This window comes from Leifsonia virtsii (assembly GCF_030433675.1).
GTDB classification, from domain to species: domain Bacteria; phylum Actinomycetota; class Actinomycetes; order Actinomycetales; family Microbacteriaceae; genus Leifsonia; species Leifsonia virtsii.
Genome location: NZ_JAROCB010000003.1, coordinates 312,356 through 337,560 on the forward strand (window position 1 = coordinate 312,356; position 25,205 = coordinate 337,560).

31 protein-coding genes are annotated in these 25,205 nt (G+C 69.7%); 7 read left to right on the forward strand and 24 right to left on the reverse strand.

Annotation, left to right across the window (positions count from 1 at the left end; translation table 11 throughout):
- Positions 1-48: 48 nt before the first annotated feature.
- Both P5G59_RS12400 and P5G59_RS12405 read right to left on the reverse strand, forming a co-directional pair.
- A complete protein-coding gene (locus P5G59_RS12400; protein WP_301219310.1) occupies positions 49-402 on the reverse strand; it encodes an FHA domain-containing protein in 354 nt (117 codons plus the stop codon).
- Between the two features lie 36 nt (positions 403-438).
- Positions 439-1,752 carry an ATP-dependent DNA helicase gene (locus P5G59_RS12405; RefSeq protein WP_301219311.1) on the reverse strand — a complete coding sequence of 438 codons (1,314 nt, stop codon included), beginning with the start codon at positions 1,750-1,752 and terminating at the stop codon, positions 439-441.
- Positions 1,753-1,845: 93 nt separating this feature from the next.
- Here P5G59_RS12405 and P5G59_RS12410 point away from each other — a divergent pair, with 93 nt between their 5' ends.
- Positions 1,846-2,892: a hypothetical protein gene (locus tag P5G59_RS12410; protein WP_301219312.1), complete on the forward strand. Its 1,047-nt coding sequence runs from the start codon at positions 1,846-1,848 to the stop codon at positions 2,890-2,892.
- A 30-nt stretch (positions 2,893-2,922) separates the two neighbouring features.
- Here the strand turns inward: P5G59_RS12410 and P5G59_RS12415 are convergent, their stop codons facing one another.
- The 14 genes from P5G59_RS12415 to P5G59_RS12480 form a co-directional block, all read right to left on the reverse strand.
- Positions 2,923-4,833: a bifunctional copper resistance protein CopD/cytochrome c oxidase assembly protein gene (locus P5G59_RS12415; protein ID WP_301219618.1), complete on the reverse strand. Its 1,911-nt coding sequence runs from the start codon at positions 4,831-4,833 to the stop codon at positions 2,923-2,925.
- Positions 4,834-5,005: 172 nt separating this feature from the next.
- Positions 5,006-5,290, reverse strand: coding sequence for an HU family DNA-binding protein (locus P5G59_RS12420; RefSeq protein WP_115695842.1), 285 nt, complete (start codon positions 5,288-5,290; stop codon positions 5,006-5,008).
- A gap of 220 nt (positions 5,291-5,510) precedes the next feature.
- The gene (gene rpsN / locus P5G59_RS12425) at positions 5,511-5,816 is read right to left on the reverse strand and encodes a 30S ribosomal protein S14 (protein WP_064110429.1); all 306 of its coding nucleotides are present in this window, start codon (positions 5,814-5,816) and stop codon (positions 5,511-5,513) included.
- A gap of 2 nt (positions 5,817-5,818) precedes the next feature.
- Positions 5,819-5,986: a 50S ribosomal protein L33 gene (gene rpmG, locus P5G59_RS12430; protein WP_175337110.1), complete on the reverse strand. Its 168-nt coding sequence runs from the start codon at positions 5,984-5,986 to the stop codon at positions 5,819-5,821.
- 2 nt (positions 5,987-5,988) lie between these two features.
- On the reverse strand, positions 5,989-6,225 hold the full coding sequence (gene rpmB / locus P5G59_RS12435) for a 50S ribosomal protein L28 (protein WP_115695840.1): 237 nt from the start codon (positions 6,223-6,225) through the stop codon (positions 5,989-5,991).
- Positions 6,226-6,493: 268 nt separating this feature from the next.
- Entirely contained in the window at positions 6,494-7,231 is a 738-nt protein-coding gene (locus P5G59_RS12440) for an NYN domain-containing protein (protein ID WP_301219313.1), read from the reverse strand.
- 32 nt (positions 7,232-7,263) lie between these two features.
- Positions 7,264-7,659: a Fur family transcriptional regulator gene (locus tag P5G59_RS12445; protein WP_175337112.1), complete on the reverse strand. Its 396-nt coding sequence runs from the start codon at positions 7,657-7,659 to the stop codon at positions 7,264-7,266.
- Positions 7,660-7,668: 9 nt separating this feature from the next.
- The gene (locus P5G59_RS12450) at positions 7,669-8,559 is read right to left on the reverse strand and encodes a metal ABC transporter permease (RefSeq protein WP_301219314.1); all 891 of its coding nucleotides are present in this window, start codon (positions 8,557-8,559) and stop codon (positions 7,669-7,671) included.
- A complete protein-coding gene (locus P5G59_RS12455) occupies positions 8,556-9,416 on the reverse strand; it encodes a metal ABC transporter ATP-binding protein (protein ID WP_301219315.1) in 861 nt (286 codons plus the stop codon). Before P5G59_RS12455 ends, P5G59_RS12450 begins: the two co-directional genes overlap by 4 nt.
- Positions 9,413-10,327 (reverse strand): metal ABC transporter solute-binding protein, Zn/Mn family, encoded by a 915-nt coding sequence (locus tag P5G59_RS12460; protein WP_301219316.1) that lies wholly within the window; start codon positions 10,325-10,327, stop codon positions 9,413-9,415. Before P5G59_RS12460 ends, P5G59_RS12455 begins: the two co-directional genes overlap by 4 nt.
- A gap of 96 nt (positions 10,328-10,423) precedes the next feature.
- Complete coding sequence (locus tag P5G59_RS12465; protein ID WP_301219317.1) at positions 10,424-11,836, reverse strand: dihydrolipoamide acetyltransferase family protein; 1,413 nt, start codon at positions 11,834-11,836, stop codon at positions 10,424-10,426.
- 74 nt (positions 11,837-11,910) lie between these two features.
- Positions 11,911-12,870: an alpha-ketoacid dehydrogenase subunit beta gene (locus P5G59_RS12470; RefSeq protein ID WP_301219619.1), complete on the reverse strand. Its 960-nt coding sequence runs from the start codon at positions 12,868-12,870 to the stop codon at positions 11,911-11,913.
- A 401-nt stretch (positions 12,871-13,271) separates the two neighbouring features.
- Complete coding sequence (gene pdhA, locus P5G59_RS12475; RefSeq protein WP_301219318.1) at positions 13,272-14,411, reverse strand: pyruvate dehydrogenase (acetyl-transferring) E1 component subunit alpha; 1,140 nt, start codon at positions 14,409-14,411, stop codon at positions 13,272-13,274.
- A gap of 4 nt (positions 14,412-14,415) precedes the next feature.
- Entirely contained in the window at positions 14,416-15,525 is a 1,110-nt protein-coding gene (locus P5G59_RS12480) for a pyridoxal phosphate-dependent aminotransferase (RefSeq protein ID WP_301219319.1), read from the reverse strand.
- Positions 15,526-15,628: 103 nt separating this feature from the next.
- Between P5G59_RS12480 and P5G59_RS12485 the strand changes: the two genes are divergently transcribed.
- Together P5G59_RS12485 and purB are read left to right on the forward strand one after the other, a co-directional pair.
- Positions 15,629-16,015: a phage holin family protein gene (locus P5G59_RS12485; RefSeq protein WP_301219320.1), complete on the forward strand. Its 387-nt coding sequence runs from the start codon at positions 15,629-15,631 to the stop codon at positions 16,013-16,015.
- Between the two features lie 69 nt (positions 16,016-16,084).
- A complete protein-coding gene (gene purB / locus P5G59_RS12490) occupies positions 16,085-17,464 on the forward strand; it encodes an adenylosuccinate lyase (RefSeq protein ID WP_301219321.1) in 1,380 nt (459 codons plus the stop codon).
- A 19-nt stretch (positions 17,465-17,483) separates the two neighbouring features.
- Here the strand turns inward: purB and P5G59_RS12495 are convergent, their stop codons facing one another.
- Positions 17,484-17,786: a hypothetical protein gene (locus P5G59_RS12495; protein WP_301219322.1), complete on the reverse strand. Its 303-nt coding sequence runs from the start codon at positions 17,784-17,786 to the stop codon at positions 17,484-17,486.
- A gap of 26 nt (positions 17,787-17,812) precedes the next feature.
- The gene (locus P5G59_RS12500; RefSeq protein ID WP_301219323.1) at positions 17,813-18,418 is read right to left on the reverse strand and encodes an HdeD family acid-resistance protein; all 606 of its coding nucleotides are present in this window, start codon (positions 18,416-18,418) and stop codon (positions 17,813-17,815) included.
- A gap of 100 nt (positions 18,419-18,518) precedes the next feature.
- On the opposite strand from P5G59_RS12500, the gene P5G59_RS12505 reads away from it, so the two are divergent.
- Complete coding sequence (locus P5G59_RS12505; protein WP_301219324.1) at positions 18,519-19,226, forward strand: Pr6Pr family membrane protein; 708 nt, start codon at positions 18,519-18,521, stop codon at positions 19,224-19,226.
- A 3-nt stretch (positions 19,227-19,229) separates the two neighbouring features.
- Here the strand turns inward: P5G59_RS12505 and P5G59_RS12510 are convergent, their stop codons facing one another.
- Positions 19,230-19,739, reverse strand: a complete 510-nt coding sequence (locus P5G59_RS12510) for a hypothetical protein (RefSeq protein ID WP_301219325.1) — start codon at positions 19,737-19,739, stop codon at positions 19,230-19,232.
- Positions 19,740-19,817: 78 nt separating this feature from the next.
- Complete coding sequence (locus P5G59_RS12515) at positions 19,818-20,444, reverse strand: hypothetical protein (protein ID WP_301219326.1); 627 nt, start codon at positions 20,442-20,444, stop codon at positions 19,818-19,820.
- A gap of 102 nt (positions 20,445-20,546) precedes the next feature.
- Between P5G59_RS12515 and P5G59_RS12520 the strand changes: the two genes are divergently transcribed.
- Positions 20,547-21,191 carry a GNAT family N-acetyltransferase gene (locus P5G59_RS12520; protein WP_301219327.1) on the forward strand — a complete coding sequence of 215 codons (645 nt, stop codon included), beginning with the start codon at positions 20,547-20,549 and terminating at the stop codon, positions 21,189-21,191.
- Between the two features lie 13 nt (positions 21,192-21,204).
- Here the strand turns inward: P5G59_RS12520 and P5G59_RS12525 are convergent, their stop codons facing one another.
- The 3 genes from P5G59_RS12525 to P5G59_RS12535 form a co-directional block, all read right to left on the reverse strand.
- Positions 21,205-21,477 carry a DUF3892 domain-containing protein gene (locus tag P5G59_RS12525; protein ID WP_301219328.1) on the reverse strand — a complete coding sequence of 91 codons (273 nt, stop codon included), beginning with the start codon at positions 21,475-21,477 and terminating at the stop codon, positions 21,205-21,207.
- 248 nt (positions 21,478-21,725) lie between these two features.
- Complete coding sequence (locus P5G59_RS12530) at positions 21,726-22,232, reverse strand: hypothetical protein (RefSeq protein WP_301219329.1); 507 nt, start codon at positions 22,230-22,232, stop codon at positions 21,726-21,728.
- Positions 22,229-22,837 carry an RNA polymerase sigma factor gene (locus P5G59_RS12535; RefSeq protein ID WP_301219330.1) on the reverse strand — a complete coding sequence of 203 codons (609 nt, stop codon included), beginning with the start codon at positions 22,835-22,837 and terminating at the stop codon, positions 22,229-22,231. Before P5G59_RS12535 ends, P5G59_RS12530 begins: the two co-directional genes overlap by 4 nt.
- 135 nt (positions 22,838-22,972) lie before the next feature.
- Here P5G59_RS12535 and P5G59_RS12540 point away from each other — a divergent pair, with 135 nt between their 5' ends.
- Entirely contained in the window at positions 22,973-23,551 is a 579-nt protein-coding gene (locus P5G59_RS12540; RefSeq protein ID WP_301219331.1) for a hypothetical protein, read from the forward strand.
- A gap of 10 nt (positions 23,552-23,561) precedes the next feature.
- Here the strand turns inward: P5G59_RS12540 and P5G59_RS12545 are convergent, their stop codons facing one another.
- Complete coding sequence (locus P5G59_RS12545) at positions 23,562-24,548, reverse strand: NADP-dependent oxidoreductase (RefSeq protein WP_301219332.1); 987 nt, start codon at positions 24,546-24,548, stop codon at positions 23,562-23,564.
- 79 nt (positions 24,549-24,627) lie between these two features.
- On the opposite strand from P5G59_RS12545, the gene P5G59_RS12550 reads away from it, so the two are divergent.
- Entirely contained in the window at positions 24,628-25,179 is a 552-nt protein-coding gene (locus tag P5G59_RS12550) for a TetR/AcrR family transcriptional regulator (protein ID WP_301219333.1), read from the forward strand.
- Positions 25,180-25,205 lie beyond the last annotated feature (26 nt).

Here is a 25,205-nt window from a genome sequence, read left to right on the forward strand (position 1 = left end):
GTACCTTGTGGCGGCTATTCGGCGCGCGAAACCACCACGACGTGCAACTCAGCGCCGGGTGAGCGCGAACGACACGCTGCCGAAGCGCACCACCGAGCCGGGGTCGACCTCGTGGCGGGTGTTCGGGTCGCAGGCGAAGGTGCCGTCGCCCGGGTAGCTGATCGTCGTGCCGTTCGCCGAGCCGAGGTCCATCACCCAGAAGACGCCGTCGTACTGACCGAAGGCCAGGTGAGCCCGGGACACCGACTTCGCGTCGTCCTGCACGGTGACGAGCTCGACGTGCGCCGGGTCCTCCATCTCCGTGCCCGGCGTGTGCACGCCCGGGCTGCGGCCGATGACGCCGTTGCCGCTCGTCTCGATCCGCTGCCCGTCGCTGAAGTCCAGCACGAAGGTCACCGCCACGTCCGTCCCCTCTCCCGTTCCGCTCTCACCGTCGGCTCACCGCGCCGCCGCCCCCGCCACCGGCATGGTCACCGGCCGGGCGTCGCGCATGAAGCGCTCGACGTGGGGGTCGACCGTGATGTCGCTCGGCCGCAGCGGCCGCGTCAGGTAGAGCCCCTCGAGCGTCGTGATGCGGCTCAGCGCCACATACGTCTGCCCCGACGTGAACGCCCGCGAACCCAGGTCGACGATGGCCGCGTCGTAGGTCTTGCCCTGCGACTTGTGGATGGTGACCGCCCAGGCGAGGCGCAGCGGGAACTGCGTGAACTCGGCCACGACGTCCTTCGTCAGCTTCTTGGTCTCCGGCGACCAGGTGTAGCGGAACTTCTCCCAGATCGCCGGCTCCACCTCGTGCACCTCGCCGTCGACGTCCACGTAGACGTTGGAGTCGATCTTCGTCACGGTTCCGATGGTGCCGTTGACCCAGCGCGGACCGTCGCCCTGGCCGACGTCGTTGCGCAGGAACATCACCTGAGCGCCGACCTTCAGCTCCAGCGACTCGTCCGCCGGGTAGTTACGGCCGCCGAAGTCTCCGCTCACCTCCGCCTTCGCGGTGAGGGCGCGCCCGGGGAGGCGGCCGAGCGCCTGGGCGTTGATGCGGTTCACGGTGTCGTTGCGCGTGGCGAGCGTGATCGTGCCGTCGTCGGGGGCGGGGCGGGCGCCGACCTCGTTCAGGCGGTCCGCGATTTCCTTCGTCACCTGGCCGTGCCGGACGGCGTTGAGCATGAAGCGGAAGTCGGACTCGTGCTGCCGGTGCACCTGGAGCAGCTCGACGATGCGCAGGTCGACCTCCTGCCAGACCTTCGCGTCGAAGAACCACATCGACCGGTAGGTGTCGGCGAAGTAGGCGCGCTCCTCGCTGTCGCCCGGCACCGGCGCCAGTTGGTACGGGTCGCCGAACAGCACGACCTGCACGCCGCCGAACGGCTCGCCCGCCCGCTGCCTCGCCTGGCGCAGACTGCGATCGATGGCGTCCATCAGGTCAGCGTTGACCATCGACACCTCGTCGATCACGAGCGTGTCGATGCTGTTGAGCAGCTTGCGCAGCTCGGCGCTCTGATCGATGGCATGGTCGGCGATGACGCCGATCGGCAGCCGGAACAGCGAGTGGATGGTCTGGCCGCCGACGTTCAGCGCAGCCACGCCGGTCGGAGCCGCGATGACGAGGGACTTCTCGGTGTTCCAGGACAGGTGGTTGAGCAGCGTCGACTTGCCGGTGCCCGCGCGCCCGGTGACGAAGACGTGCTCGCGCGTGTGCTCGACGAGGTCGAACACCGCCTGCTGCTCAGGCGAGAGCGAAAGCCGGCCCATGACCGCCCCTTCCGACTCACCCGACCTGCCGGACTACTCTAACCCCCGCCGCCATGGGGCCTGCGCTCATCCACAGCAACCTAGGATTGCCTCATGGCTGTGGGGGACACGCGCGCGCTCCGCCGCGTCGTGCTGCTCTGGTCCGGCCTCGGCCTGCTGCTGCTGATCGCGTTCGGCGTCACCTTCGCGGCCGTCCAGCGTGCGTACTACAGCCCGAGCGGGTTCGTGGAGGCGTTCGCCCGGTCCGTCGCCGCGCACGACGTGTCCTCCGCCCTGGCGATGCCCGGCGCCGCGCCGACGAAGACCGCCCTCGCCGCCGCCAAGCTGCCCACGGGCGCCTCCCGCGAGCTGCTGCGCTCCGACCTCCTGCCCACGATCCAGGATGTGTCGGTCGTCTCCGACACGCCCGGCCGCGACGGCGTGCACGCGGTCGTGGTGCATGCGACCGCCGACGGCACGCCGGTGACGGCGACCCTGCACGTGCGGCAGACTGGCTCCGTGCTGGGGGTGCTCCCGCTGTGGTCGTTCGCTTCGACCCCGCTCGGCGTCTCCCGCATCACCGTGGCGCACGCGACGAACTTCACCGTCGGCGCGCACACCGTCAGCCCGCGCGCGGCGTCGCCGGACCAGCCGGCCGGAGCGTTCAGCGTCTCGGCCGACTACCTCGTGCTCCCGCTCGCCCCGCTCGACCTCGCGCACGACTCCCGCTACGTGACCGCACGCCACGTCCTCACGGAGCCGTCGCCGGGCGAGGTCACAGAGACGACCGTGGACGCCCAGCCGACGGCCGCCTTCACGAAGGCGGTGCAGAAGGAGGTGAACGGCTTCCTCGACGAGTGCGCCAAGCAGCGGGTGCTGCAGCCGGCCGGCTGCCCGTTCGGGGCCGTCATCGACGACCGGGTGCAGGGTGACCCGACGTGGTCGATGGTGACCTACCCGGCCGTGCACCTGACCGCCGGCGACACGGGCTGGACGGCCTCGCGGACCGTCGGGGTCGCGCACCTCACGGCGACCGTGCAGTCGCTCTTCGACGGCTCGGTCAGCACCCGCAGCGAGGACGAGCCGTTCTCGATGAGCCTGAGCAGCGTCGTGATCCGCGCGGACGGCTCGCTCTCGATCGTCGTCGCCCAAGGGCCGTAGCGGCTCAGGGACCGTAGCGGCTCAACGCCCCTAGCGGCTCGCTCCGTCGCGCTCCGCCATGCGGGCCAGCCGCTCGTTGTACGCCTGGAGCTCCGCGTCGCCGGTGCGGTCCGCGTTTCTGTCGCGCCGCTTCGTCTCGCGTTCGTCGCTGCGGCTCCACTGGATGGCGACCACGATCGCGAGGATGACCGTCGGGATCTCGCCGATGCTCCACGCGATGCCGCCTGCGGCCTGCTGGTCGACCAGCGGACTGTCGCCCCAGGTGCGACCCATGGCGCCGAACCAGTCCGCGAGCATGAGGCCGTGCATCTGCATGATCGACAGGCCGAAGAAGGCGTGGAAGGCCATTGTCAGGAGCAGCAGGAGCAGCCGGAACGGGTACGGGAGCCGGTACTTGACCGGATCGATGCCGATCAGCGACTGCACGAAGAGGTACCCGGTGATGAGGAAGTGCACCACCATCCACTCGTGGCCGATGTGGTCTGTCGTCGCCCAGCGGAAGATCGGCGTGTAGTAGAAGACCCACAGCGACCCGGCGAAGAGGATGGCCGCGACGATGGGGTTCGAGATCACGCCGGCGAAGCGGGAGTGCACGGCGAGCAGCATCCACTCCCGGCCGCCGCGAGAGCCGTCGCGCCGTTTGCGGATCGCGCGCGCCGCGAGCGTCACGGGAGCGCCCGGGACGAGCAGCAGCGGTACCGCCATGGTGAGCACCATGTGCGCGGACATGTGAGCGGAGAAGAGGTACTTCTCGTAGACGTTGACCCCGCCGTTGGTGATGTAGAAGAGCAGGACGATGCCCAGCGTCCACAGCACCGTGCGGTAGATCGGCCAGCTGTCTCCGCGGCGGCGCAGGCGCCACACCCCGGCGAAGTAGAAGAAGAGCGCGAAGGCGCACCCCAGCACCCACAGCAGGTCGAAGTTCCACGAGGTGAACAGCCGGCCCCAGGTGAGCTCGGGCGGCAGCTTCTCGCCGGTCAGGATCTCGGCGGGGGTCGGCGTGGCCGCGCGGGTCTGAGCGACGGGCGTCACGGTACGGGCCAGGGCGGAGGCCACACCGGACGCGATGCCCATGAAGGCGAGCTCCGCCACGACCAGCCACCAGAAGCTGCGCGGCTCGCCGGAGGTCTTGAGCCGGGCGATGAGGTAGCGCCGCTGGGTGAGGCCGAACAGCCCGAGCACCACCAGCACGGCCACCTTGACCAGCACCAGGATGCCGTACGGCGTCGCCAGCTGCTGCAGCGTGCCGACCCGGAGTTCGGCGTTCACGTACCCGGAGGCCGCCACGACGATGAAGCAGATCAGCGCCACCGTCGAGTAGCGCTCGAGCACGGTGACGAGCCGTCCCTTGCCGAACGTGCGCTTGACCACGATCAGCGTGACGAGTCCGCCGAGCCAGATCGCGGCGAACAGCACGTGCAGTCCGAACGAGGTGACCGCCGCGTCGTGACCTGCGGCCTCCGCGCTGTGTCCCTGCTGCGCCATCGGCACGACGGTGGCCATGGCGAGCAGCGTGACGAAGACGATCGCCGTCTGGTTGCGCACCGCGAAGCACAGCACCGTGACGGCCGCGGCGATCAGCGTGATGCCGAGCCACGCCTGACCGAGCGACACGCTCGTGATGAACGAGCTGAGGCCGTTGCTGAACGTCGCGTCGAACGACCACGGGACGTTGGAGACGCTGACGAAGGTGAAGAGCCCCGTCGCCGCCGATGCGACGGTCATCACCGCTGCGCTGCCGGCGGCGAAGTCGAGCGCCGTGCCGTACTCGCTGCGGTCGGGGCTGAAGGCGAAGCAGGCGAGCACGAGCGCGCCGACCGTACCGGCGAGGCTGAGGTTGACCACGAGGGTCGCCGCCGGAAGGCCCCAGCGCACCAGGGCGCCCGGGTCGGCGAGCAGCGGCGCCGCTGCGCCGCCGCCGAACGCGAGGGCGGCGATCATCGCCACCGCGGCTGCGAGCAGCAGCGTGGCGGGGCCGATCACGCGGAGGATTCGTGGCACCGTCCAAGCCTACGTCCCCGCCGCTGGGCGGCCGCCCGGAGAACCGAAGCTGTGGATAACGCGACGAGGGCGGCACCGCTGTGCGGTACCGCCCTCGGGCAAGCTGGAAAGGTTACTTGACGGCAGCCTTGAGCTTCGAGCCCGCGGTCAGCTTGACGCGGTGGCCGGCCGGGATCGAGATCTCCTCGCCGGTCTGCGGGTTGCGGCCGGTGCGGGCAGCGGTCTCGCTGCGCTCAGCGGCGAGCCAGCCCGGGATGGTGACCTTGCCGCCCTTGGCGACGGTCTCGCTGATCGTGGCGAAGAACGCGTCGACGACGCTCGAGACGGTGGCCTGGCTCTGACCCGACGCCGCGGCGACGGCGGCAACGAGCTCGGTCTTGTTCAGGTTGTCAGCCATTGAGTGTCCTCCTCGGACCTTGTGCTGGTTCTACAGCTATCTTGTGGAACGGTTGAGGCCACGCTGGGCCATTACGTTTGGTCGGTCGACCGCATTGAATGTATCAGAAACCCCCGGAAACACGCGGATTTCCGGCCTTTTCCCGCCTTTTCCGACGCTGAGAATCGCAAAAGGGCGCCCGGCCGGAGCCGGACGCCCTCTCAAGCGTCGTCGCGCTGGCTTACCAGCTCGACTTGGTGATGCCGGGCAGCTCGCCTCGGTGCGCCATGTCGCGGAAGCGGACACGCGAGATGCCGAACTTGCTGAGGTTACCGCGCGGGCGGCCGTCGACCGCGTCGCGGTTGCGCACGCGGATCGGCGAAGCGTCGCGGGGGAGCTTCTGCAGGCCGACGCGGGCGGCCTCACGGGACTCGTCGGTGCCGTTCGGGTCGACGAGGGCCTTCTTGAGCTCCGCGCGCTTGGCGGCGTAGCGAGCCACGACGACCTTGCGCTGCTCGTTCTTGGCGATCTTGGACTTCTTGGCCATGATTAGCGCTCCTCTCGGAAGTCGACGTGCTTGCGCACGATGGGGTCGTACTTCTTGAGCACGAGACGGTCGGGGTCGTTGCGGCGGTTCTTCTTGGTCACGTAGGTGTAACCGGTGCCTGCCGTCGAACGGAGCTTGATGATCGGACGGACGTCCTGCTGCTTCGCCATTGTTAGATCTTCTCCCCACGGGCCAGGAGGTCCTTGACCACTGCCTCGATGCCACGGGCGTCGATGACCTTGATGCCCTTGGCGCTCAGGGTCAGGGTGACGTTACGGCGAAGCGACGGAACGTAGTACGTCTTCTTCTGGATGTTCGGGTCGAACCGGCGCTTGGTGCGTCGGTGCGAGTGCGAGATGTTGTGACCGAAGCCTGGGGTGGCTCCCGTCACCTGGCACACTGCTGCCATTGCTTTCTTCTCCAATACCGTGGTGCCGGACGGCACCACCCAAGGTCACTTGTCGGCGCACGACTTCCCCGAGGATTTAGTGTTCGGGTGTTTCGTACACGATCTGAGCGGGAGGAGCCCACTCAGCCAAACAACCATGCTACGGCATGGAGGCGTATACGGCTAATCGTGTTGCCGCGGACACGACGGATCGCATTGCTGTAGTTATCGTGGTCCGATATAGTCGTTAGTGCCAACCCGCTCCTCCACGTGAGGGCGGGTCTTTTCTTTACCACCCGACGGGTCGTCGGAATTTACCTACAAGTTCGGGCAGCTGACTGGATGTGTAGTCCGCGGCTGTGAGCCGGCGCCACCAGTGCCCGCCTACACCGTCTTCGCTTCGACCCTTGAGCGCGCCAGCGGTCGGGTTCGTCGAGGGGTTGACTGTCCCGACGGGAACCCGGCGGCGTGCCATACGAAGCGGTAGCTCCAAGTCCGAGTCGTTGGTCACGACGATCGCGGCGTCGACACGCGCGGTGAGGACATCGAACAAGAGGTGCGACGCGACGTTGACATCCGAGCCTTTTTCCTCACGCTTCTGCACAGTTGCCATGACGCGACTCGACTCATCTCGCTTGCCGAGCGCGAGACGCAAGGGCAGCCTTTCGTCCCAGGTCTCGTCCGAGTGTCGATAGACCGTAGGGCGGAAAGCTCCGCTTGACTCGTTTACAAGAGGCTCGTCTTTCGCCCACGACACGTATCGACCCTCTGCAATCACATCGACAGAACCGTGTGCGAGAAGCGCGTCCAGATAGGCAGCCTGATCGACATGTCCGCTCGGGTTGTCTGCCGCATCGACACGAGCGGTGCAGTAGACCACGCGATCGATTCGGGAGCCGCCCCATCCTGCGAGCGGCTCGACCAGCGACCGCAGATCGAGCCAGCGCCATCCCGGCGTGCTTCTGCCACAGTGTTTCCGGGCCCCGTAGTAGAGATTGAACCCGTCGACATAGACTCCTATGCGCACTCGGCTACTCTACCGACAAACAATTACAAGTATTATTGCGTGCCGCTCTTGGCCGTGCACGAGGCGCAGAGCCCGAAAACGTCGACGACGTGCTGCGCCTGGGTGAAACCGTGGGCTGCCGCCGCCTGCCGGGCCCACTGCTCCACCGCATCCGCCTCGATCTCGACCGTCAGCCCGCAGTTGCGGCAGATCAGGTGGTGGTGATGTCCCGTCGTGCAAGCGCGGTACAGGCTCTCGCCCTCCGGCGACTGCAGGGAGTCGGCGTCACCCTCGGCGGCCAGATCGGCCAGGGCGCGATAGACCGTCGCGAGGCCGATGGGGGAGCCCGCCTCGTGCAGGCTCAGGTGGAGTCCCTGCGCGCTGATGAAACCCTCCGTCGAGGTCAACGCCTCGCGGACGGCCTCTCGCTGCCAGGTGTTCCGCTTCACTGTTCCAGGCTAGCCCGCCTGGCTCACGAGTGGCCGAGAAGACGCGGACGCGGTACGCCGCTTGGCGCGGCGCCCGCCGACGATCCGGCACACCACGTAGATGAGGAACGAGATCGTGGTCACATACGGGCTGATCGGCAGCGCGCTCCCGAGCGCGAGCAGGATGCCGCCGACGACCGACAGCAGGGCGAAGCCGACGCTGATGAGCGGCACCCCCAGCGGCGACGAGGAGATGCGCATCGCGGCCGCGGCCGGCGTCACCAGCAGGGACAGCACCAGCAGGGCGCCGACGATCTGCACCGACACCGCCACCGCCAGGCCGAGCAGCACCATGAAGGCGAGGGCGACGAACCGGGTCGGGATGCCGCGCGAGGCGGCGACGTCGGCATCCAGGCTGTCGAAGGTCAGCGGACGCCACATCAGCAGCAGAGCGACGAGCACGATCGCGCCGATGACGAGGAGCGAGCCGAGCTGCGGGTCGTCGACCGAGACGATCTGGCCGGTCAGCAGGCCGAACTTGTTCGCGCTGCGGCCGGGATAGAGCGCCAGCGCCAGGATCCCGAGACCCAGCCCGAACGGCATCAGCACCGCGATGATCGAGTTCCTGTCCCGGGCTTTGGCCCCGAGCAAGCCGATCAGCACCGCGGCGATCAGCGAGCCGACGAGCGAGCCGGCCACGACGTTCACCCCGAGCAGGAGGGCGATGGCAGCGCCGGCGAATGACAGCTCGCTGATGCCGTGCACGGCGAACGCCATGTCGCGCTGCATCACGAACACGCCGATGAGGCCGCCGACGATGCCGAGCACCGCTCCCGCGAAGATCGAGTTCTTCACCAGCGCGAGCAGCTCGCCGTAGTCGGTGAAGTCGAACAGCTGCTGCCAGAGGTCCGCGTGCATCATGCCGCCGGCTCCGGGTGCGCCTCGCGGGTGTGCTCGTGGTGGTCGTGGGTCTCGGCGTCCGGGATGCCGACGACCACGATGCGGCCGCGGCTGCGGATCACATCGACGGGCGTGCCGTACAGGTCGGTGAGGACGTCGCTGCGCAGCACCTCGTCCGGAGTCCCCGCCCGGAACCGGCCGCCGGCCAGGTAGAGGACTCGGTCGACCATCCCGAGCACCGGGTTCACGTCGTGCGTGACGAACACCACGGCGCTGTCGTGCTCGCGCCGACGGCGGTCGATCAGTTCGCTGACGCCGCGCTGGTGCTGCAGGTCGAGCGACAGCAGCGGCTCGTCGCACAGCAGCAGGGCCGGGTCACCGGCCAGCGCCTGCGCCACCCGCAACCGCTGCTGCTCGCCACCGGACAGCGAGCCGACCGGGGTGTTCGCGTAGCGCCGGGCGCCCACGTCGTCGATCAGCCGGTCCACCTGGGCCCGGTCGGAGCGGCGTGGGATCGGGAGCCCCCAGCGGTGCCCGTCGACGCCGAGCGCGACGAGGTCGCGGGCGCGCATCGGGGTGCCCGCCGGGATGAGCTTCTGCTGCGGGATGTAACCGATGCGCCGGTCGCCCCGACGCACAGGGTGGCCCTCGAAGGCGATCTCGCCCGCATCCAGTCGCTGCTGGCCGAGGATCGTGCGCAGCAGGCTGGTCTTGCCGGAGCCGTTCGGGCCGAGCACGGCGACGAACTCGCCGGCGTGCACATCCAGGTCGAGCCCGCTCCACAGCGTGCGGTCGCCGAAGCCGAGGGACGCCTCCCGGAGCCGGAGGACGACCTCGCGCCGCTCCGGCGGGGTGACGAGCTCGAGCGGTTCGGTCACTTCGACAACGCCTTCCCGATCGCGTCGATGTTGCCCTGCATCCAGTCGATGTAGTGCTTGCCGGCGGGGAGCGTCTCTGTGACGGGGACCACGGGGATGTCGGCCTGCTTCGCCGCCGAGAGCACGCGCTCGGTCTCGGCGCCGGTGGTCTGCTCGTTGTAGGCGAGCAGCTTCACCTCGTGCCCGCTGAAGATCGCGAGCGTCTCCTTGAGCACGACCGGCGATACGTCGTTCTCCTGCTCGATCGCCTCGCTGAACCGCTCCGGCGTCTTGTTGACGAGGCCCATCGAGTCGAGCAGGTACAGCGGGACGGGCTCGGTGATCGCGACGCCCTGGCCTGCGTACTCGGACTTCACCTTCGCCGCGGAGGCCTCGAGGCCGGCGAGCTGCTTTCCGAACGCATCGGCGTTCTTCTCGAAGTCGGCCTTGTGCGCAGGCTCGGCCTTCGCGAGCGCGGAGGTGAGCGCGTCGACGAACTTCTGGACGGTCGGGAAGTCGTACCAGACGTGCTCGTTGAGCTCCCCGTCGGTCGCCTTCAGACCGGACAGGTCGACGACGTTCAGCACGGTCGCGTCGCTGTTCTTGGCGCCCTTCAGCAGGGTCTGCATGAAGTCGTCGTAGCCGCCGCCGTTCTCGACGACGACCTGGGCCTTTGACACGGCCAGCTGGTTCTGCGCGCTGGCCTCGAACGAGTGCGGGTCCTGCGCCGGGTCGGACATGAGGGAGGTGACGCTGACGGCGTCGCCGCCGATCTTCTCGGCGATGTCGCCGTACACGTTGGTGCTTGCGACGACACGGACGGTGCCGTCGCCGGACCCGGAGGATCCGGCGGAGGGGGAGGAGCAGCCGGCGAGCGCCACAGCCGAGGCGGCGGCGATGGCCAGCACGGAGACGAGGGAGCGCGTCTTCATGGGTGAGCCTGTCTAAGTCGCGAACGACACGAAGGGATGCGCCCGCGGTCGCGGGCACCGGCTCAGGCTACGTCTTATTGAAAATGATTGTCAAATTCAATCGAGCAGCAGCGCAGGCTCCTCGATGATCGACGCGACATCCGCCAGGAACCGCGACGCGACGTCGCCGTCCACCACCCGATGGTCGAACGACGCACCGAGGGTCGTGACGTAGCGCGGGCGCACCTCGCCGTCGACCACCCACGGCTTCTGCTTGATCGTGCCGAGCGCCACGATGCCGACCTCGCCGGGGTTCAGGATGGGCGTGCCCGTGTCCATACCGAAGACGCCGATGTTGGTGATCGTGATGGTGCCGCCGCTCATGGCGGCCGGCTGGGTCTTGCCGTCGCGGGCCGTGAGGGTCAGCTCCTCCAGAGCCTTCGCCAGCTCGAGCAGGGTCATCGCCTGCGCCTCCTTGACGTTGGGCACGATGAGCCCGCGCGGGGTCGCCGCGGCGATACCGAGGTTCACGAAGTGGTGGACGATGATCTCCTCGTCCGTCCACGTCGAGTTGACGGTGGGGTTGCGGCGGACGGCCCAGATGATCGCCTTCGCCATGATCAGCAGCGGCGAGACCTTGACGCCCGCGAAGTCGGCCGAGTTCTTGAGCCGCTTGACGAACTCCATGGTGCGCGTCGCATCCACGTCGACGAACAGGCTGACGTGGGGGGCGCTGAACGCGCTGGTGGTCATCGCGCTCGCGATGGCCTTGCGCACGCCCTTGACCGGGATGCGGTCCTCGCGGTCGTTCGGCCACTCCGGGGTCTGAAGGTTGCGGAAGACGGTCACCTGCGTCGCCTCGCGCAGCACGTCGTCACGGGTGACGTCGCCGATGGGGCCGGTCGGGGTCACGGTGGTGATGTCGACGCCGAGGTCCTTCGCCAGCTTGCGGATCGGCGGCTTGGCGACCACCGGGCCGGCGGGACGGGACGTCGGCGCCGCGGGAGCGGAGGATGCCGTTGCGGCAGGGGCGGCGGCCGGAGCGGTCGCGGGGGCGGCCGGAGCGGTGGTGGACGTCTGCGCGACGCTGCCGGAGAAGGACACCGGGATGGAGGCGGTGCCGGGGTGCGTCACGCGGCGCCGACGGCTCGATCCGTGTCCGGCGGAGCCGTATCCGACCAGCACGGCGCCCGCCTTCGGCTCCTCCTCGTGCGAGACGGTCGCGGCGGCGTCGGCGGCGACCTGCTCGGCGGGCTCCGGCTCAGGGGCAGGCGCGGCCTGGGACTCGCCGCCCGCGGTCACCGTGAAGATCGGCGTGCCGACCTCGACCGTCTGACCCTCGGAGACGAGGAGCTCGCCGACGGTGCCCTCGAAAGGCGACGGCAGCTCGACCAGCGACTTGGCGGTCTCGATCTCGACGATCACCTGGTTGACGGCGACCTGCTCGCCGGGGGCGACCTTCCATGCGACGATCTCGGCCTCGGTCAGACCCTCGCCCACGTCGGGCAGGAGGAACTTGGACTCGCTCATCTGCGACTTCTCTCTGTCAGTGGGGGCCGGGGTCAATGCGGGCCGGGGTCAATGCAGGGCGGGGCGTGGGTACGTCAGTACGCCAGCGCCCGGTCGACGGCCTCGAGGATGCGGTCGGCGTCGGGGAGGTAGAGCTCCTCCAGCTTCGCCGGCGGGAACGGGACGTCGAAGCCGGCGACGCGCAGCACCGGAGCCTCCAGCGAGTAGAACGCCTTCTCGGTGACCGTCGCGGCGATCTCGGAGCCGACCGACACGTTGCCGGGTGCCTCCTGCGCGATGATCAGCCGGCCGGTCTTCTGCACAGAGGCGACGACGGGACCGTAGTCGACGGGGGAGAGCGAACGGAGGTCGACGACCTCGATGCTGCGCCCCTCCTCCGCCGCGAGCTCGGCGGCGCGGAGGGCGACGCTGACCATCCCGGCCCACGCTACGACGGTGGCGTCGGTGCCCGTGCGGACCACCCGGCTCGCGTGCAGCGGCGTCGGGTTCTCGACCAAGTCGACCTCGCCCTTCGGCCAGTAGCGGCTCATCGGCTCGAAGAAGACGACGGGGTCATCGGACTTGATGGCCTCCTGGATCATCCAATAGGCGTCGTGCGGCGTCGACGGCGCGACCACGCGGAGGCCGGCGGTGTGCGCGAAGTACGCCTCCGGCGCCTCCTGGTGGTGCTCGACCGCGCCGATGTGCCCGCCGTGCGGGATGCGGATGACGACAGGGAAGCGCACGCGGCCGCTGTGCCGGTTGGTCATCTTGGCGAGCTGCGTCGTGATCTGGTCGAAGCCCGGGAAGACGAAGCCGTTGAACTGGATCTCGACCACCGGCCGGTACCCGCGCATGGCCAGGCCGATCGCCGAGCCGATGATGCCGGCCTCGGCCAGCGGGGTGTCGAGCACACGCTGCGGGCCGAACTCCTTCTGCAGGCCCTCGGTGACACGGAAGACGCCACCGAGCGGGCCGACATCCTCACCCATGATGAGCACGCGGTCGTCCTCGGCGAGCGCGCGCCGGAGGCCGGCGTTCAGCGCCTTGACCATCGGCAGCGACTGGATGCGCGGCTCCGGCGCGGCGGGCGCCTGCCGCCCCTGCGCGTCGGAGACCTCGACGTGCTCCGCCGCGGCCGCCGCCTCGCCGACCTCGGCCGATGCCTGGGCGTCCTGGTGCGCGGTCGCGGCCGTGGCCTGGTCGTCGGCGTTCGCCGTGATGGGCTCAGCGGTCTCGTCCTCGATCACGAACTCGCGCGTCCACTCCTGCTCCGCGACGTGCTCCTCGAGCACGCGCGACTCGGGGTCGCTCTCGATGATCTCGACGACGTCGATCGCCTGGGTGTCGAGGGATGCGCTGTCGAACGACGCATCGCCGGCGGCCGCGTCGCCCTCCTCGGGACGCCCGTCGACCAGTTCGGCCTCCACGTACTCGGCCTCGCTTCTCACATCGCTCATGCTTCACCTCCGAACGACGCCTCGTAGCCCTCGAGCCAGCGTCGCTGCTCCTCCGTCACGGGATGCGGCTCACTGTAGACGTGGTCGAACATCGAGGCGACGGACGGTGGCGGCAGCTCGAGGGTGCGGCGTCGGATGTCGGCGGCCAGGTCGGCCGCCTCTTCGTCTGCGCTGTCGAAGAACGCCTGGCCGACGCCCTGCTGCTCCAGGAAGGTGCGGAAGCGCACGATCGGGTCGCGGTCGGCCCAGTAGGCGAGCTCCTCGTCGGTACGGTACTTGCTGGGGTCGTCGCTGGAGGTGTGGGCGCCCATCCTGTACGTCAGGGCCTCGATCATGCTCGGGCCCTCGCCGCTGCGGGCGTCGTCGAGGTGCTTCGCCGTCACCGCGTAGGCGGCGAGGACGTCGTTGCCGTCGATCTGCACGCCCGGGATGCCGAAACCGCTCGAGCGCAGATAAAGAGGAGTGCGCGACTGCGTCGACACCGGCACGGAGATGGCCCAGTGGTTGTTCTGCAGGAAGAAGACCTGCGGGGTCTGGTAGCTCGCGGCGAAGACGTACGCCTCGTTCACGTCGCCCTGGCTCGTCGCCCCGTCGCCGAAGTAGACGATCGCCGCCTCGTCGACGGTCGGGTCGCCCGTGCCCACCTTGCCGTCGAGCTTCATGCCCAGCGCGTAGCCCGTCGCGTGCAGCGACTGCGATCCGATGACGAGTGTGTACAGGTGGAAGTTGCCGACGGCGGGATCGGTCGGATCCCAGCCGCCGTGCGTGGTCCCGCGCAGCAGGCCGATGATGCCGATGGGGTCGATGCCCCGCACCATTCCGACGACGTGCTCACGGTACGACGGGAACAGGTGGTCCTGCGGCTTCGCGGCGTGGGCGGATCCGACCTGGGCGCCCTCCTGGCCGACGCTCGGCACCCAGAGGCCGAGCTGGCCCTGGCGCTGGAGGTTGGCCGCCTCGTGATCGAGGGCGCGCACGCGCACCATGTCACGGTAGAAGCGTCGGTAGTCGTTCTCGTCGAGCCTCTCCAGATAGGGGAGGTACTCGGCGGAGGTCTCGCTCGGCTGGAACCGGCCGTCGGCCGTCAGCAGCTGGACCGTGTTCGCCGGGCGCGGGATATCGTTCGTCGCAACCACCGTACTAACCTAACCGCTTGCCCGGGTGGTCATTTGGTAGGTTCCGCACAAGATCACCCGTGACCTGCAGGAGTTTCTCCACAGATTCCTCCTCGCCCACACTGATCCGGATGCCCTCCGGCGGGAACGCGCGCACCGTGAGCCCGGCGTCGAAGAACGCGTCGTTGGCCTCCGCCGTCTGCTCGCCCGTGGCCAGCCAGACGAAGTTGCCCTGCGCCTCGGGCACCGCCCAGCCCTGCTCGAGCAGCGCATCCCGGAGCCGGTCGCGCACCATCGCGATGCGGGCGACACGCTCCATCAGCTCCTCCTCGGCCTCGATCGAGGCGAGCGCGGCGACCCGCGCGGCATCGGTGACAGAGAGCGGGACCGCGGCCGAGCGGGCCGCGTCGAGCACCGCATGCGGACCGACCGCATAGCCGATGCGGAGCGCCGCGAGGCCGTACGCCTTGGAGAACGTGCGGAGTACGACCAGGTTGGGGTAGCGCGAGAGCAGCGGGATGCCGTCGACCGCGGCGTCGTCGGTCACGAACTCGTAGTAGGCCTCGTCGAGCAGCACGAGCAGGTCGGACGGCACCCGCGCCATGAACGCCTCGAACTCTGCCGCCGTGACGATCGTGCCGGTCGGGTTGTTCGGTGTGCACACCACGACGACGCGCGTGCGCTCGGTGATGGCATCGGCCATCGCATCCAGGTCGTGGCCGCCGTCGGCCCGGTTGGGCACCTGCACGCTGGTGGCACCGGCGACGGTGACCAGCCCGGGGTAGGCCTCGAAGGAGCGCCACGGGTACACGACCTCGTCGCCCGTCCCCGCCGCTGCGGAGATGAACTGCGAGAGCAACGCGACGGAGCCGCTGCCGAGGTGGACCTCGCCGACGGTGACGCCGTGACGCTCGGCCAGCCGCTCGCGCAGGTCGGCGCCGCCCGCGTTGGGGTAGCGGTTGAGGTCGCCGAGGGTCGCGGCCACGGCCTCCACCACCGAGGGGAGGGGCGGATAGGGGTTCTCGTTGCTCGACAGCTTGAAGCCGTCCGCCGGCGCCGGGCGCCCCTGCCGGTAGGCGGGGACCGCGACGATCTCGGGGCGCAGCTTGACGCCGAGCGTGTCTTCGGAACTCACAGACCCAACTTAGCCGCGCCCGCATTCCGGCAGGGGAATTCCGTCAACCCTGTGGATAACGCCGCCCCTGGTCCGGATCGCGCAGCCCTGGGAGGATGAGGCCATGCGATTCCTGCTCAGGCTGATCATCAACGCCCTCGCCCTCTGGCTCACGACGCTGATCGTCAGCGGCGTGACCGTGCACCCGTACGCGTCCGGCACCGTCGCGACAGTGCTGACGTACCTCCTCATCGCCCTGATCTTCGGCGTGGTCAACGCCGTCATCGGCACCGTCATCCGGATCGTCGCGATCCCGCTCTACATCCTGACGCTCGGCCTCATCTCCCTGCTCGTCAACGCCTTCCTGCTGTTCATCGTGTCGTGGATCAGCGACGCGATCGGCTTCGGGCTGCACATCGACGGGTTCTGGGCGGGCGTGCTCGGCGCGCTCGTGCTCGGCATCATCGCCTGGCTGCTCGGGCTGATCTTCCGGCCCGCCCGCCGAGGCTGACGTCAGCGGCCACCGCGCGGGTGCGGGAGAATAGGGGGGTACCCGCCGCTTGATCCCGCGAGGAGCACCATGACCGCCCTGCCTCCCCAGCCGCTCAGCCCGCTCGACGGCCGCTACCGGTCCGCCGTCGTCGGGCTCGGCGACCATCTCTCCGAGGCGGGTCTCAACCGTGCGCGCGTGCAGGTCGAGGTCGAGTGGCTGATCTACCTGACCGAGCACAGGATGTTCGGCTCGTCGCCGCTGACCGCCGAGCAGAAGCAGGCGCTCAGGGCGCTGGCCGACGACTTCGGCCAGCCGGAGATCGACCGGCTCGCCGAGCTCGAGGCGACCACCAGGCACGACGTGAAGGCTGTCGAGTATCTGGTGCGCGAGCGGCTGCACGCGCTCGGCCTCGACCACATCGCCGAGTTGACGCACTTCGCGGCGACGAGTGAGGACATCAACAACCTCTCCTACGCGCTGACCGTCAGCGCCGCGGTGCGCGAGTCGTGGCTGCCTGCCTTCCGCGCCGTCATCGCCGAGCTGCGCGCTCAGGCGAAGCAGTACCGCGACGACGCGATGCTCGCCCGCACGCACGGGCAGCCGGCGACGCCGACCACCATGGGCAAGGAGCTCGCCGTGTTCGTGCACCGCCTGGAGCGGGTGCGCGAGCAGATCGAGGGCGGCGTCCACCTGGGCAAGTTCAGCGGCGCGACCGGAACGTTCGCGGCGCACCTCGTGGCCGACCCCGACGCCGACTGGCCCCGGATCTCGCGGGAGTTCGTGGAGAGCCTCGGGCTCGACTGGAACCCGCTGACCACGCAGATCGAGTCGCACGACTGGCAGGCCGAGCTGTACTCGCGCATCTCGCACGCCAACCGCATCCTGCACAACCTGTGCACCGACATCTGGACGTACATCTCCCTGGGCTACTTCCGCCAGGTCCCGGAGCCCGGGGCGACCGGCTCGTCGACCATGCCGCACAAGGTGAACCCGATCCGGTTCGAGAACGCGGAGGCCAACCTCGAGCTGTCGAGCGCCGTGCTCGACTCGCTCGCCGCCACCCTCGTCACCAGCCGCCTGCAGCGCGACCTGACCGACTCGACCACGCAGCGCAACATCGGGGTCGGCCTCGGGCACTCGCTGCTGGCGCTGGACAACGTCCAGCGCGGTCTGGGACAGATCGCCATCGACCGGCAGGCGCTCGCCGACGACCTCGACGCCAACTGGGAGGTGCTCGCGGAGGCGATCCAGACGGTGATCCGCGCAGAGGTGACCGCCGGCCGGTCCACCATCTCCGACCCCTACGCGCTGCTCAAGGAGCTGACCCGCGGCAAGCGCGTGGACCACGCGACGCTGACGGAGTTCGTCAACGGCCTCGAGATCGGCCAGGCGGCGAAGAACCGCCTGCTCGCGCTCACGCCCGCCGGCTACATCGGCCTGGCGTCGGAGCTCGTCGACTACCTCTGAGCCGTGGAGGGCGGGCCGCTCAGTGACCGCGCGCCCGGTCGTCCCCTTCGGCGCGCTCCCGCGCCGCCTTGGCGCGCGCCTCAGCGTCCTGCTCGTGAATGTCCTCCACCTCGGCCTCGGTCGGCTTGAACGCCAGGGCGAAGAGGGCCAGCAGCACCACGGCGACGATGAACGTGACGCCGAGGCCGACCGCGGCGAGGATGAACTCGCGGGTCGCGACGAGCACGATGAGCCCGACGAAGACCGCGAGACCGCCGGAGATGGCGAGCAGCTCGACGGGGAGGAACCGGTCGCGGCGGCTGGGCTGGAGGTTCTGGGTCACTCGGGGGTCTTTCCTGTCGCGGGAGGTCACGATGCGCTCTCCGCTCCGTGCGGGCCGTCGGAATGCCCGCGCGCGGCGCTCCGCAGCGTGGCCGCGCCGATCGCCTGGAACACGCCGACGATGACCGCCCACGCGCCGAAGAGGCCGATCACCAGGACGGCGTCGGCGGGGGAGAAGAGCAGGGCGAGGGCGAGCACGGCGGTGATGGCACCGGTGATCAGCCAGTCGCGCGCCGCCGCATCCCGACCGCGCTCCCGGACGCCGTTGTAGAGCTCCAGCATGCCGGTGAGAGCGGCCCACACCGTGACGAGGTAGAGGTAGAGGCCGAGGCCCGCGCCGGAGAGCGCGAGCGCGAGGACGCCGGCGAGGACGCCGATTCCGCCCTGCACCGCGAACAGCGTGCGCGTGATGCGGCGTCCGGCCAGCATGCCGCTCAGGATCCCGGTGACGAGCCCGTCGAGCACCGCGAAGACGCCGAACACGATCAGGCCGAAGGCGGGCGTGTGCGCGTCCCGGGTGAAGGTGATGACGGCGCCGGCGGCGAGCGCCAGCACGGCGCGGACGGCGGGGACGACCCAGTACCGGCTGTGCGCGTGGAGGCTCGGACGCTGGGCGGGGACGGCGGTAGCCACGTAGGCCCTCTTTCAAATACGGGATTCGGCGTCCAGTCTAGTCGTCGCATTCCTGCGCGTTCGCCGCATCCTGGCCCCCGCAGATGGCTACGATCGCGTCATGCGGATCGCCTTCGCGGTAGTTCGGGCCCTTGTCGTCGTGCTCATGGTGGCCGCCGTCGTCGCGCAGCTGGCGCGCAGCATCCAGTACACGAGCGCGGGCGGCGGGAGCGTCGCCGGGCTGCTGGTGAACTTCTTCAGCTTCTTCACGATCGACTCGAACGTGCTCGGCCTCGTCGTGCTGGCGATCGGCGCGGTGCTGCTCGTCGTGCGGAGCGGTGACGACCCGAACTGGTTCACGGCGCTGCGTGCAGCCGCGGTCACCTATCTGGTGACGACCGGGGTCGTCTACAACCTGCTGCTGCGCAACATCCCCCTCCCGCAGGGCACGACCGTGGCCTGGTCGAACGAGGTGCTGCACGTGATCGCGCCCGCCTACCTGCTGATCGACTGGCTGTTCGCGCCCGGGCGCACGCCGCTGCGCCTGCGGACCGTGTGGGGCATCGCCGCGTTCCCGATCGTCTGGGCCGTGTACACGCTGTTGCGCGCCCCGATCGCCGCCGACCCCGTGTCGGGCAAGCAGCCCTGGTATCCGTATCCGTTTCTGAACCCGGCGACCAGCCCCAACGGTTATCTGTCGGTGGCGTTCTACGTCGTGCTGATCGCGGTCGTCATCCTGGCCGCCGGTTACGGCGTGGTGTGGGTGTCGCGCCGCTGGCGCGGGGGTCGCGCTTTGCCGTCCACAGCCGAGGCGGCCTCGGCGGGCTGACGGTCAGACGGCCGAGGGACGCGGCTCCGGCTCCTCCGCGCGCGCCCAGAAGACGAACGCGGCAAGGGCGGCGAGCGCGAGCAGGAAGGCTCCGGTCGGGGTGACCGTGTCGGGCATCCCGTGCTGGGTCAGCGCGACCGACACGATGCCCGCGATCACGCCGGCGGCGCTGGCGACCGCGAAGGCGAACGAGATCGCGCGCGCCGCGCCGTGGAGCACGAGGCCGCGCACGATGAGTGCGACGACACCGATCAGCCAGAGCAGCACGACGGGCGCGGAGAGCAGGATACTCAGCGAATCGCGCAGGAGCACACCCGGCGTCGCATAGAGGAGCCCCGCGGCGAGCGCCAGGACGAGGACCAGCCCGGCGAACCCGAGCGCGCGGGCGCCGTCGGTCCGCAGTCGCAGGATCGGCTGCGTGAGGGACGGCCAGGTGAAGGCGAGCGCGAACGCGACAAGGGAGAGCGCCACGCTGCCTGCGCCCTGCAGCACCGGAAGAAGGATGCCCAACATGCCTCCATTCAACTCCTCCCGGCGACGCTGGGCGTCGTTCGGGAGGATGATCTCGCGGACGACGGTGAAGCGCCCGTCTCAGCAGAAGGGCGCGAGCGCCTCGGCGTAGCGCGCCGTGTCGGCGCGGGTCCCGGCGGTGACGATCAGCGTGTGCTCTCCGATGCGTCGCGTGTAGGTGCCGGCGCACGGGATCTCGGCGACCTTCGTCAGGCCGCAGTGCCACGCCGGGATGAGGGCGTCGAGTGCCGCCCGCTCCGGCCGCTCCTCCAACCTGACCGGGTGGCGGCGGGACACGCGCCGTTCGAACTGGGCGTGCATCCACTGCTGCAGGTCGTCGGGGCCGGCCGCAGCTCCGAGCGCGTCCTGCCACGACGGGCCGATCAGCTCGAGCAGGAGCTGGGCGCGCTCATCGGACCGATCCGCCGACTGCTGCAGCCGCTCGAGAATGTCGGCGTCGCGGATGTTCCCCGCATGCGCCAGGACCGCGCCCCAGACTCGGGGCCATGCCTCCCGCCATGCCTCGACGGGAGCGGCGGCGCGAACCGACGCGTCGAGCGGGGCCGGGGTGTCGACGAGCAGTGGGGGAAGGTCGGGACCCTCCGGCTCGAGCACCCACGCCTCACGGATCCACAGCAGCTCGAGCACCTGCTGCAGGTCGTCCTCGATCGTGATCATCATGTCGTGCGGCCACGGATTCCCGGGCATGGGTTCGGATGAGTACACGAATACCCCCTCGATTCGTCGTGCCCCCATCCTGTCGCCCATCCCGCCGGATGCCCAAGGCCGGCGTACGACAGACTGAATCGCATGGACCTGACCACCGCCTTCCCGCCCTTCGGGCTCCGGATCGAGGCCGGCCCGCTGGTGCTCCGCCCGATCACCGACGACGTCGTGCCCGCCCTGATCGAGGTCGTGCTGGCCGGCGTGCACGACCCGGCGCTCATGCCCTTCTACTTCCCATGGACCGACGCGCCGGCCGACAAACTGCCCGCGCAGTTTGCGCAGTACCACTGGGGAACACGCTCACGGTGGTCGCCGGAGTCGTGGACGCTGGAGTTCGCCGTCGAGTTCGAGGGGACGCTCGTCGGTTCGCAGGGGGTGAGCACGCACGACTACCTCGTCACCCGCACCGGCGAGACCGGCTCGTGGCTCGGCCGCCGCTTCCACGGTCGAGGCATCGGAACGAGGTCGCGGCAGGCCATCTGCGCGTTCCTCTTCGACCACCTCGACGCGGAGGAGATCACGTCCGGCGCGTTCACGGACAACCCGGCATCCCTCGCGGTCAGCAGAAAGGTCGGCTACCGCCCGGACGGAACCGCGCGCCTCGCCCGCCGCGGCGAGCCGGCCGTCAACCAGCGCCTGCGCCTGACTCCGGAGGACTTCGTGCGCGGCGAGCCCATCGAGGTCACCGGAGTGGAGGCGTTCCGCCGGTTCATCGGCCTGGACGCGTGAGCCACTCCGCTCGCTAGGAGACGGGCAGCGCGAGCAGGTTGTCGCCCGGCGTTTCATCTCCCACGGTGCGAAGGTAGGGCGGGTCCGCCTCGACCACCTCCACAAGCGCGGTCGCACCCCCACCGCTCACGTACACCGAGCCCGGGTTGGCCCCCACGTACGTGACGGCGTCGGCCTTCACCACCCACTGGCTCGGCTCGCCCGCGCGGCCCTCGAAGTAGTACTTCGTGATCGTGCCGAGGCTCGGAGGCGTGCTCGACACCGTGATCCCGGTGATCTCGAACATGTCAGCGCCCGGATTCGGCCAGCGCGCCGGTGATCAGTGCCGTGATGTCGATGGGCTGGGTGGGCGGCAGCTCGAGGGCCGCCGGGTCGATCGTGCTCATTCTGATCCTCTTCCTTGCTCAGTGGATGCCCCACTCGGTGGCAGCCGGTCCGGTTCTGATTGCCTCGGGTCGGAAGGTGCCCGCCGCCGCCCCCCGGCGATTACGCGGCGGGCACCGCCCCTAGACCGCACAATGAGAATCCCCTTGTTCATTCGTGCGGGCTTGTCAGGCCGAGTCGCGTGCAGAGCTCGCTCGCGGCCAATTCGGAGGGGAACACACCCAGTCGCCCGTCCGGCAGCTGGCAGGTCTGCAGGTCGGGGACCGGGAACTCCCGGTCGTTCGTGGAACCGCCCGGCGAGAAGCTGCCGATGCGCCAGGTCGCCGCGCACATGTCCTCGGCGAGCTCGATGCGCTCCTTCAGCGGCGTCGGCGTCTTCGAGCTCTGGTCGCCGGGCAGGTAGGCGGACGTGGCGTGGCGGGAGTCGACGTCGGCGCTGGCGTAGCAGTCCATCAGGTAGTTGATCTGCCCCTGGGGGGCACGGGCGATCGCGATCGCCCCGGCGGTCGTGCCGAGCGCGAGGGTGCCCGCGATGCCCATGGCGATGAGGCGGTGCTTCCGCGTCCTGCGCCGCTCGACGGTCGCGATGGTGTCGAGGACGCGGAGCTTGAGCTGGTCGAAGTGTTCGTCGGTGGGCAGGAGGTCGTGGTCGGTCATGGCTTCCCCCTGAGGGTGTGAAGTTCGTTGCGGAGCCGTGTCCGCAGGCGCGAGAGCCTGTTGCGGACGGCCGCCGGGGTGATGCCGGCCTGAGCGGCGGCTTCGTCGTAGCTGTGGTCGCCGCGGATGCAGAGCTCGAACACGGTCCGATCGGGCTCCGGCAGGGCCGCGGCCACGGTCTCGACGTAGGCGAGCAGCTGATTCCGCTCGGCGATCTCGTCCGGGCCCGGACGTGAGTCCGGATGGGTCTCATCCAGGGCGTCGCCGGCTCGTCGGTTCTGGGCGGCCTGGATGGCGCGCCGCCTGTTCGCGATCAGGTTCCGGCTGGTGACGAGCAGCCAGGGCAGGACGGATTCGCCCGCGACGACGATCGTCGCCCGTTTCCTCCAGAGGGTGACGAAGACGTCCTGGCTGATCTCCTCGATGTCCTCGCGGGCGTCGAGGCTCGCCGCGATGTAGGCGTAGACGACACGGCTGTGCCGGTCGTAGAGCGTGCCGAGCGCGCCGCGCCGGCCGTCGACGAGGTCGAGCAGGAGGTCGCGGTCCGATGGTTCGGAACGCGACACCTCCCCCCTCGTCGAGTTCGCCTCGGCCGTGTCGCTCATACCTAAGAAATGTGCCTCCCCGCCGAATCCTCTCAACCCGATCGAAATCTCTGCTCTTGCGACCGTGGCGGTGCGCCGACAGACTGACCGTGCCGGGCACCAAGCCGGCACGATTCACCCCGGGGGAGAAGTGGAATGGCAATCAGAATCTCTGCACGCGCGCGCCGCCTTCTGGCATCCGGAGTCGCCATCGCGGCGCTCTCGATCGGCCTCGTCTCCGTCGGCGGCACGGCGAACGCCGCCACCGCGGAACAGACCTCGGCGCCCGCGCAGTCGTGCTCGTACGACATCGGCACGAGAACGCTGGTCTGCGTCGACGCCGGGGAGGACCTCAACGAGGCCGTCCTCGAAGAGGCCCACCTGCGCGTCGTCGAACCGGCCGGCGCCGAGGGAGCGGTGGCGGCCGCCACGTTCGCGGCGGCGGGCGTGCAGGCGACGTTCATCCAGAGCCAGCTCTACGACGACGCCAACTACGGCGGCTCGTTCTTCCAGATCACCAACTCCAGCGCCTGCAACGGCAGCACGACCTGGAACTTCGGCCCGCTCGGCAACGTCGGCTGGTCTGGCAGGGTGAGCTCGTTCAAGAGCTTCTCGGGCTGCAGCACGAAGCTCTGGCAGGGCACCAATTACAGCGGCGCCTCGTACGGCTACGCCGTTAACGCCGCGAGCCTCGGCTCGATGAACGATCAGGCGAACTCGGTCAGCATGAGGTGACGGTGGTCGGCTACGACACCTGATCGAGGCTCGACGCATCCCCCTGCGGGAGGACCACGAGCTTGCCGTGCGGCGCACCCGCGACGCTCGCCTCCATCGCCTCGCGCCATCCGCCGAAGGGGAAGGTCGCGGCGATGGGGAGCCGGAACCCGCCCTTCGCGGCGAGCTCCGCGTACTCCGCCACGACGCCGGCGTCCGGGAAGGCGCCGGAGGAGAGGAGCAGGTCGAGGTTGACGCGAGCACCGAGCTCACGGGCCTCGTCGTGGTTGCTGATGGTCACGACGCGGGAGGGCACACCCCCGGCGAGCGCGATGAGGTCGGCCATGGTCCCGGGGCTCGGGCGCGGGGTGTCGAGGACGAGGTCGACATCGCCGCCGGCGAGCGCGCGCACGCGGGCAGGCATCCCCTCTCCGTACGGAGTGACCAGAGCGCCGAACTCCTCCAGCTGAGGGGCGAGGCTCGGGCCTGCGGTGGCGATGACGCGGGCGCCGCGCCGGAGCGCCACCTGCACCGCTGCGAAGCCGACCATGCCTCCTGCGCCGTGGACCAGCAGGGTCGAGCCGCTCTCCACCCCCATCGCGTCGAGCGTCCAGACGGCGGTCTTGACGACCATCGGGAGGGTGGCGGCGTGCGCTTCGTCGAGCCCGTCGGGGAGGGGGAACCACTCGCGCAGGATCGCCGCATCCGCGAGTCCGCCGCTCGCCTGGCCGGTGACATCCGCGGTTCCGAGGACGCGGTCGCCCGGAGCGATGCCCTCGACGCCCTCGCCGACGGAGTCCACGGTCCCGGCGACGTCGAAGCCGATCCCGCGCGGCAGCCGGCCGGCCTGGAAGCCGCGGCACACCTCCCAGTCGGCCGGGTTCAATCCCACCGCGGCGACGCGGATGCGGACCTGACCCTCGCCGGGATCGGGGATCTCGGTCCACTCCTCGCGGAGCACGTCTGACGGCTCGCCGTACTCCTGAAAGCGGACGGTTCGGGATCGGGTGGCGGCCATGTGCTTCTCCTCGGTATCGTAGTGACAGTCGCTGACGCTACCACGTTAAGTCAGTGACTGTCACTACGAAGGGGTCAGGATGCCGAGAAACGGCGACGAGGCGCGCCGCCGCCTGCGCGAGGCGGCGCTCGAGCTCTACAGCGAGCAGGGCTTCGACGCGACCACCACCGCGCAGATCGCCGCACGGGCCGGCGTCACCGAGCGCACCTACTTCCGGCATTTCGCCGACAAGCGCGAGGTGCTCTTCGGCGGCGAGTCCGAGCTGCGCGACACCATGACCGGCGCCATTGCCGCCGCTCCGCCGCAGACGTCGCCCCTCGACCTCGTGATGGGGTCCTACCTCGCCGCTGTGCCCCTGTTCGTCGCCGGGCGCCGGGTCGCGCTCCGTCGAGCCGAACTCATCGACGCGACGCCGGCCCTCCAGGAGAGGGCTCACGCCAAGACCGCGGCCCTCGCCGACGCGATCGTCGAGTCGCTGACGGCGCGCGGCATCCCGGAGCCGACCGCCCGCCTGGCCGCGCAGGTCGGGGCCGCGGCGTTCCAGCGCGCCGGCGCGCAGTGGTACGCGGACCCCTCGCTCGACCTCACGGCCCTGGTGCGTGCCGCCGTGGACGAGGTACGGCGGCTTTAGCGCACGTCGTCGTCGCTCGGGCGCGC

Bases quoted from the DNA above. Each gene is read 5' to 3' on its own strand.
- rpsN (WP_064110429.1), bottom strand. From the start codon at position 5,816: ATGGCCAAGAAGTCCAAGATCGCCAAGAACGAGCAGCGCAAGGTCGTC.
- P5G59_RS12415 (WP_301219618.1), bottom strand. From the start codon at position 4,833: ATGATCGCCGCCCTCGCGTTCGGCGGCGGCGCAGCGGCGCCGCTGCTC.
- P5G59_RS12535 (WP_301219330.1), bottom strand. From the start codon at position 22,837: ATGAGCGACACGGCCGAGGCGAACTCGACGAGGGGGGAGGTGTCGCGT.
- P5G59_RS12405 (WP_301219311.1), bottom strand. From the start codon at position 1,752: ATGGGCCGGCTTTCGCTCTCGCCTGAGCAGCAGGCGGTGTTCGACCTC.
- P5G59_RS12505 (WP_301219324.1), top strand. From the start codon at position 18,519: ATGCGGATCGCCTTCGCGGTAGTTCGGGCCCTTGTCGTCGTGCTCATG.
- P5G59_RS12540 (WP_301219331.1), top strand. From the start codon at position 22,973: ATGGCAATCAGAATCTCTGCACGCGCGCGCCGCCTTCTGGCATCCGGA.
- P5G59_RS12485 (WP_301219320.1), top strand. From the start codon at position 15,629: ATGCGATTCCTGCTCAGGCTGATCATCAACGCCCTCGCCCTCTGGCTC.
- rpmG (WP_175337110.1), bottom strand. From the start codon at position 5,986: ATGGCGAAGCAGCAGGACGTCCGTCCGATCATCAAGCTCCGTTCGACG.
- P5G59_RS12410 (WP_301219312.1), top strand. From the start codon at position 1,846: ATGGCTGTGGGGGACACGCGCGCGCTCCGCCGCGTCGTGCTGCTCTGG.
- P5G59_RS12530 (WP_301219329.1), bottom strand. From the start codon at position 22,232: ATGACCGACCACGACCTCCTGCCCACCGACGAACACTTCGACCAGCTC.
- P5G59_RS12460 (WP_301219316.1), bottom strand. From the start codon at position 10,327: ATGAAGACGCGCTCCCTCGTCTCCGTGCTGGCCATCGCCGCCGCCTCG.
- P5G59_RS12465 (WP_301219317.1), bottom strand. From the start codon at position 11,836: ATGAGCGAGTCCAAGTTCCTCCTGCCCGACGTGGGCGAGGGTCTGACC.
- P5G59_RS12520 (WP_301219327.1), top strand. From the start codon at position 20,547: ATGGACCTGACCACCGCCTTCCCGCCCTTCGGGCTCCGGATCGAGGCC.
- P5G59_RS12470 (WP_301219619.1), bottom strand. From the start codon at position 12,870: ATGGTCAAGGCGCTGAACGCCGGCCTCCGGCGCGCGCTCGCCGAGGAC.
- P5G59_RS12510 (WP_301219325.1), bottom strand. From the start codon at position 19,739: ATGTTGGGCATCCTTCTTCCGGTGCTGCAGGGCGCAGGCAGCGTGGCG.
- purB (WP_301219321.1), top strand. From the start codon at position 16,085: ATGACCGCCCTGCCTCCCCAGCCGCTCAGCCCGCTCGACGGCCGCTAC.
- P5G59_RS12525 (WP_301219328.1), bottom strand. From the start codon at position 21,477: ATGTTCGAGATCACCGGGATCACGGTGTCGAGCACGCCTCCGAGCCTC.
- P5G59_RS12550 (WP_301219333.1), top strand. From the start codon at position 24,628: ATGCCGAGAAACGGCGACGAGGCGCGCCGCCGCCTGCGCGAGGCGGCG.
- P5G59_RS12545 (WP_301219332.1), bottom strand. From the start codon at position 24,548: ATGGCCGCCACCCGATCCCGAACCGTCCGCTTTCAGGAGTACGGCGAG.
- P5G59_RS12420 (WP_115695842.1), bottom strand. From the start codon at position 5,290: ATGGCTGACAACCTGAACAAGACCGAGCTCGTTGCCGCCGTCGCCGCG.
- P5G59_RS12450 (WP_301219314.1), bottom strand. From the start codon at position 8,559: ATGATGCACGCGGACCTCTGGCAGCAGCTGTTCGACTTCACCGACTAC.
- rpmB (WP_115695840.1), bottom strand. From the start codon at position 6,225: ATGGCAGCAGTGTGCCAGGTGACGGGAGCCACCCCAGGCTTCGGTCAC.
- P5G59_RS12515 (WP_301219326.1), bottom strand. From the start codon at position 20,444: ATGCCCGGGAATCCGTGGCCGCACGACATGATGATCACGATCGAGGAC.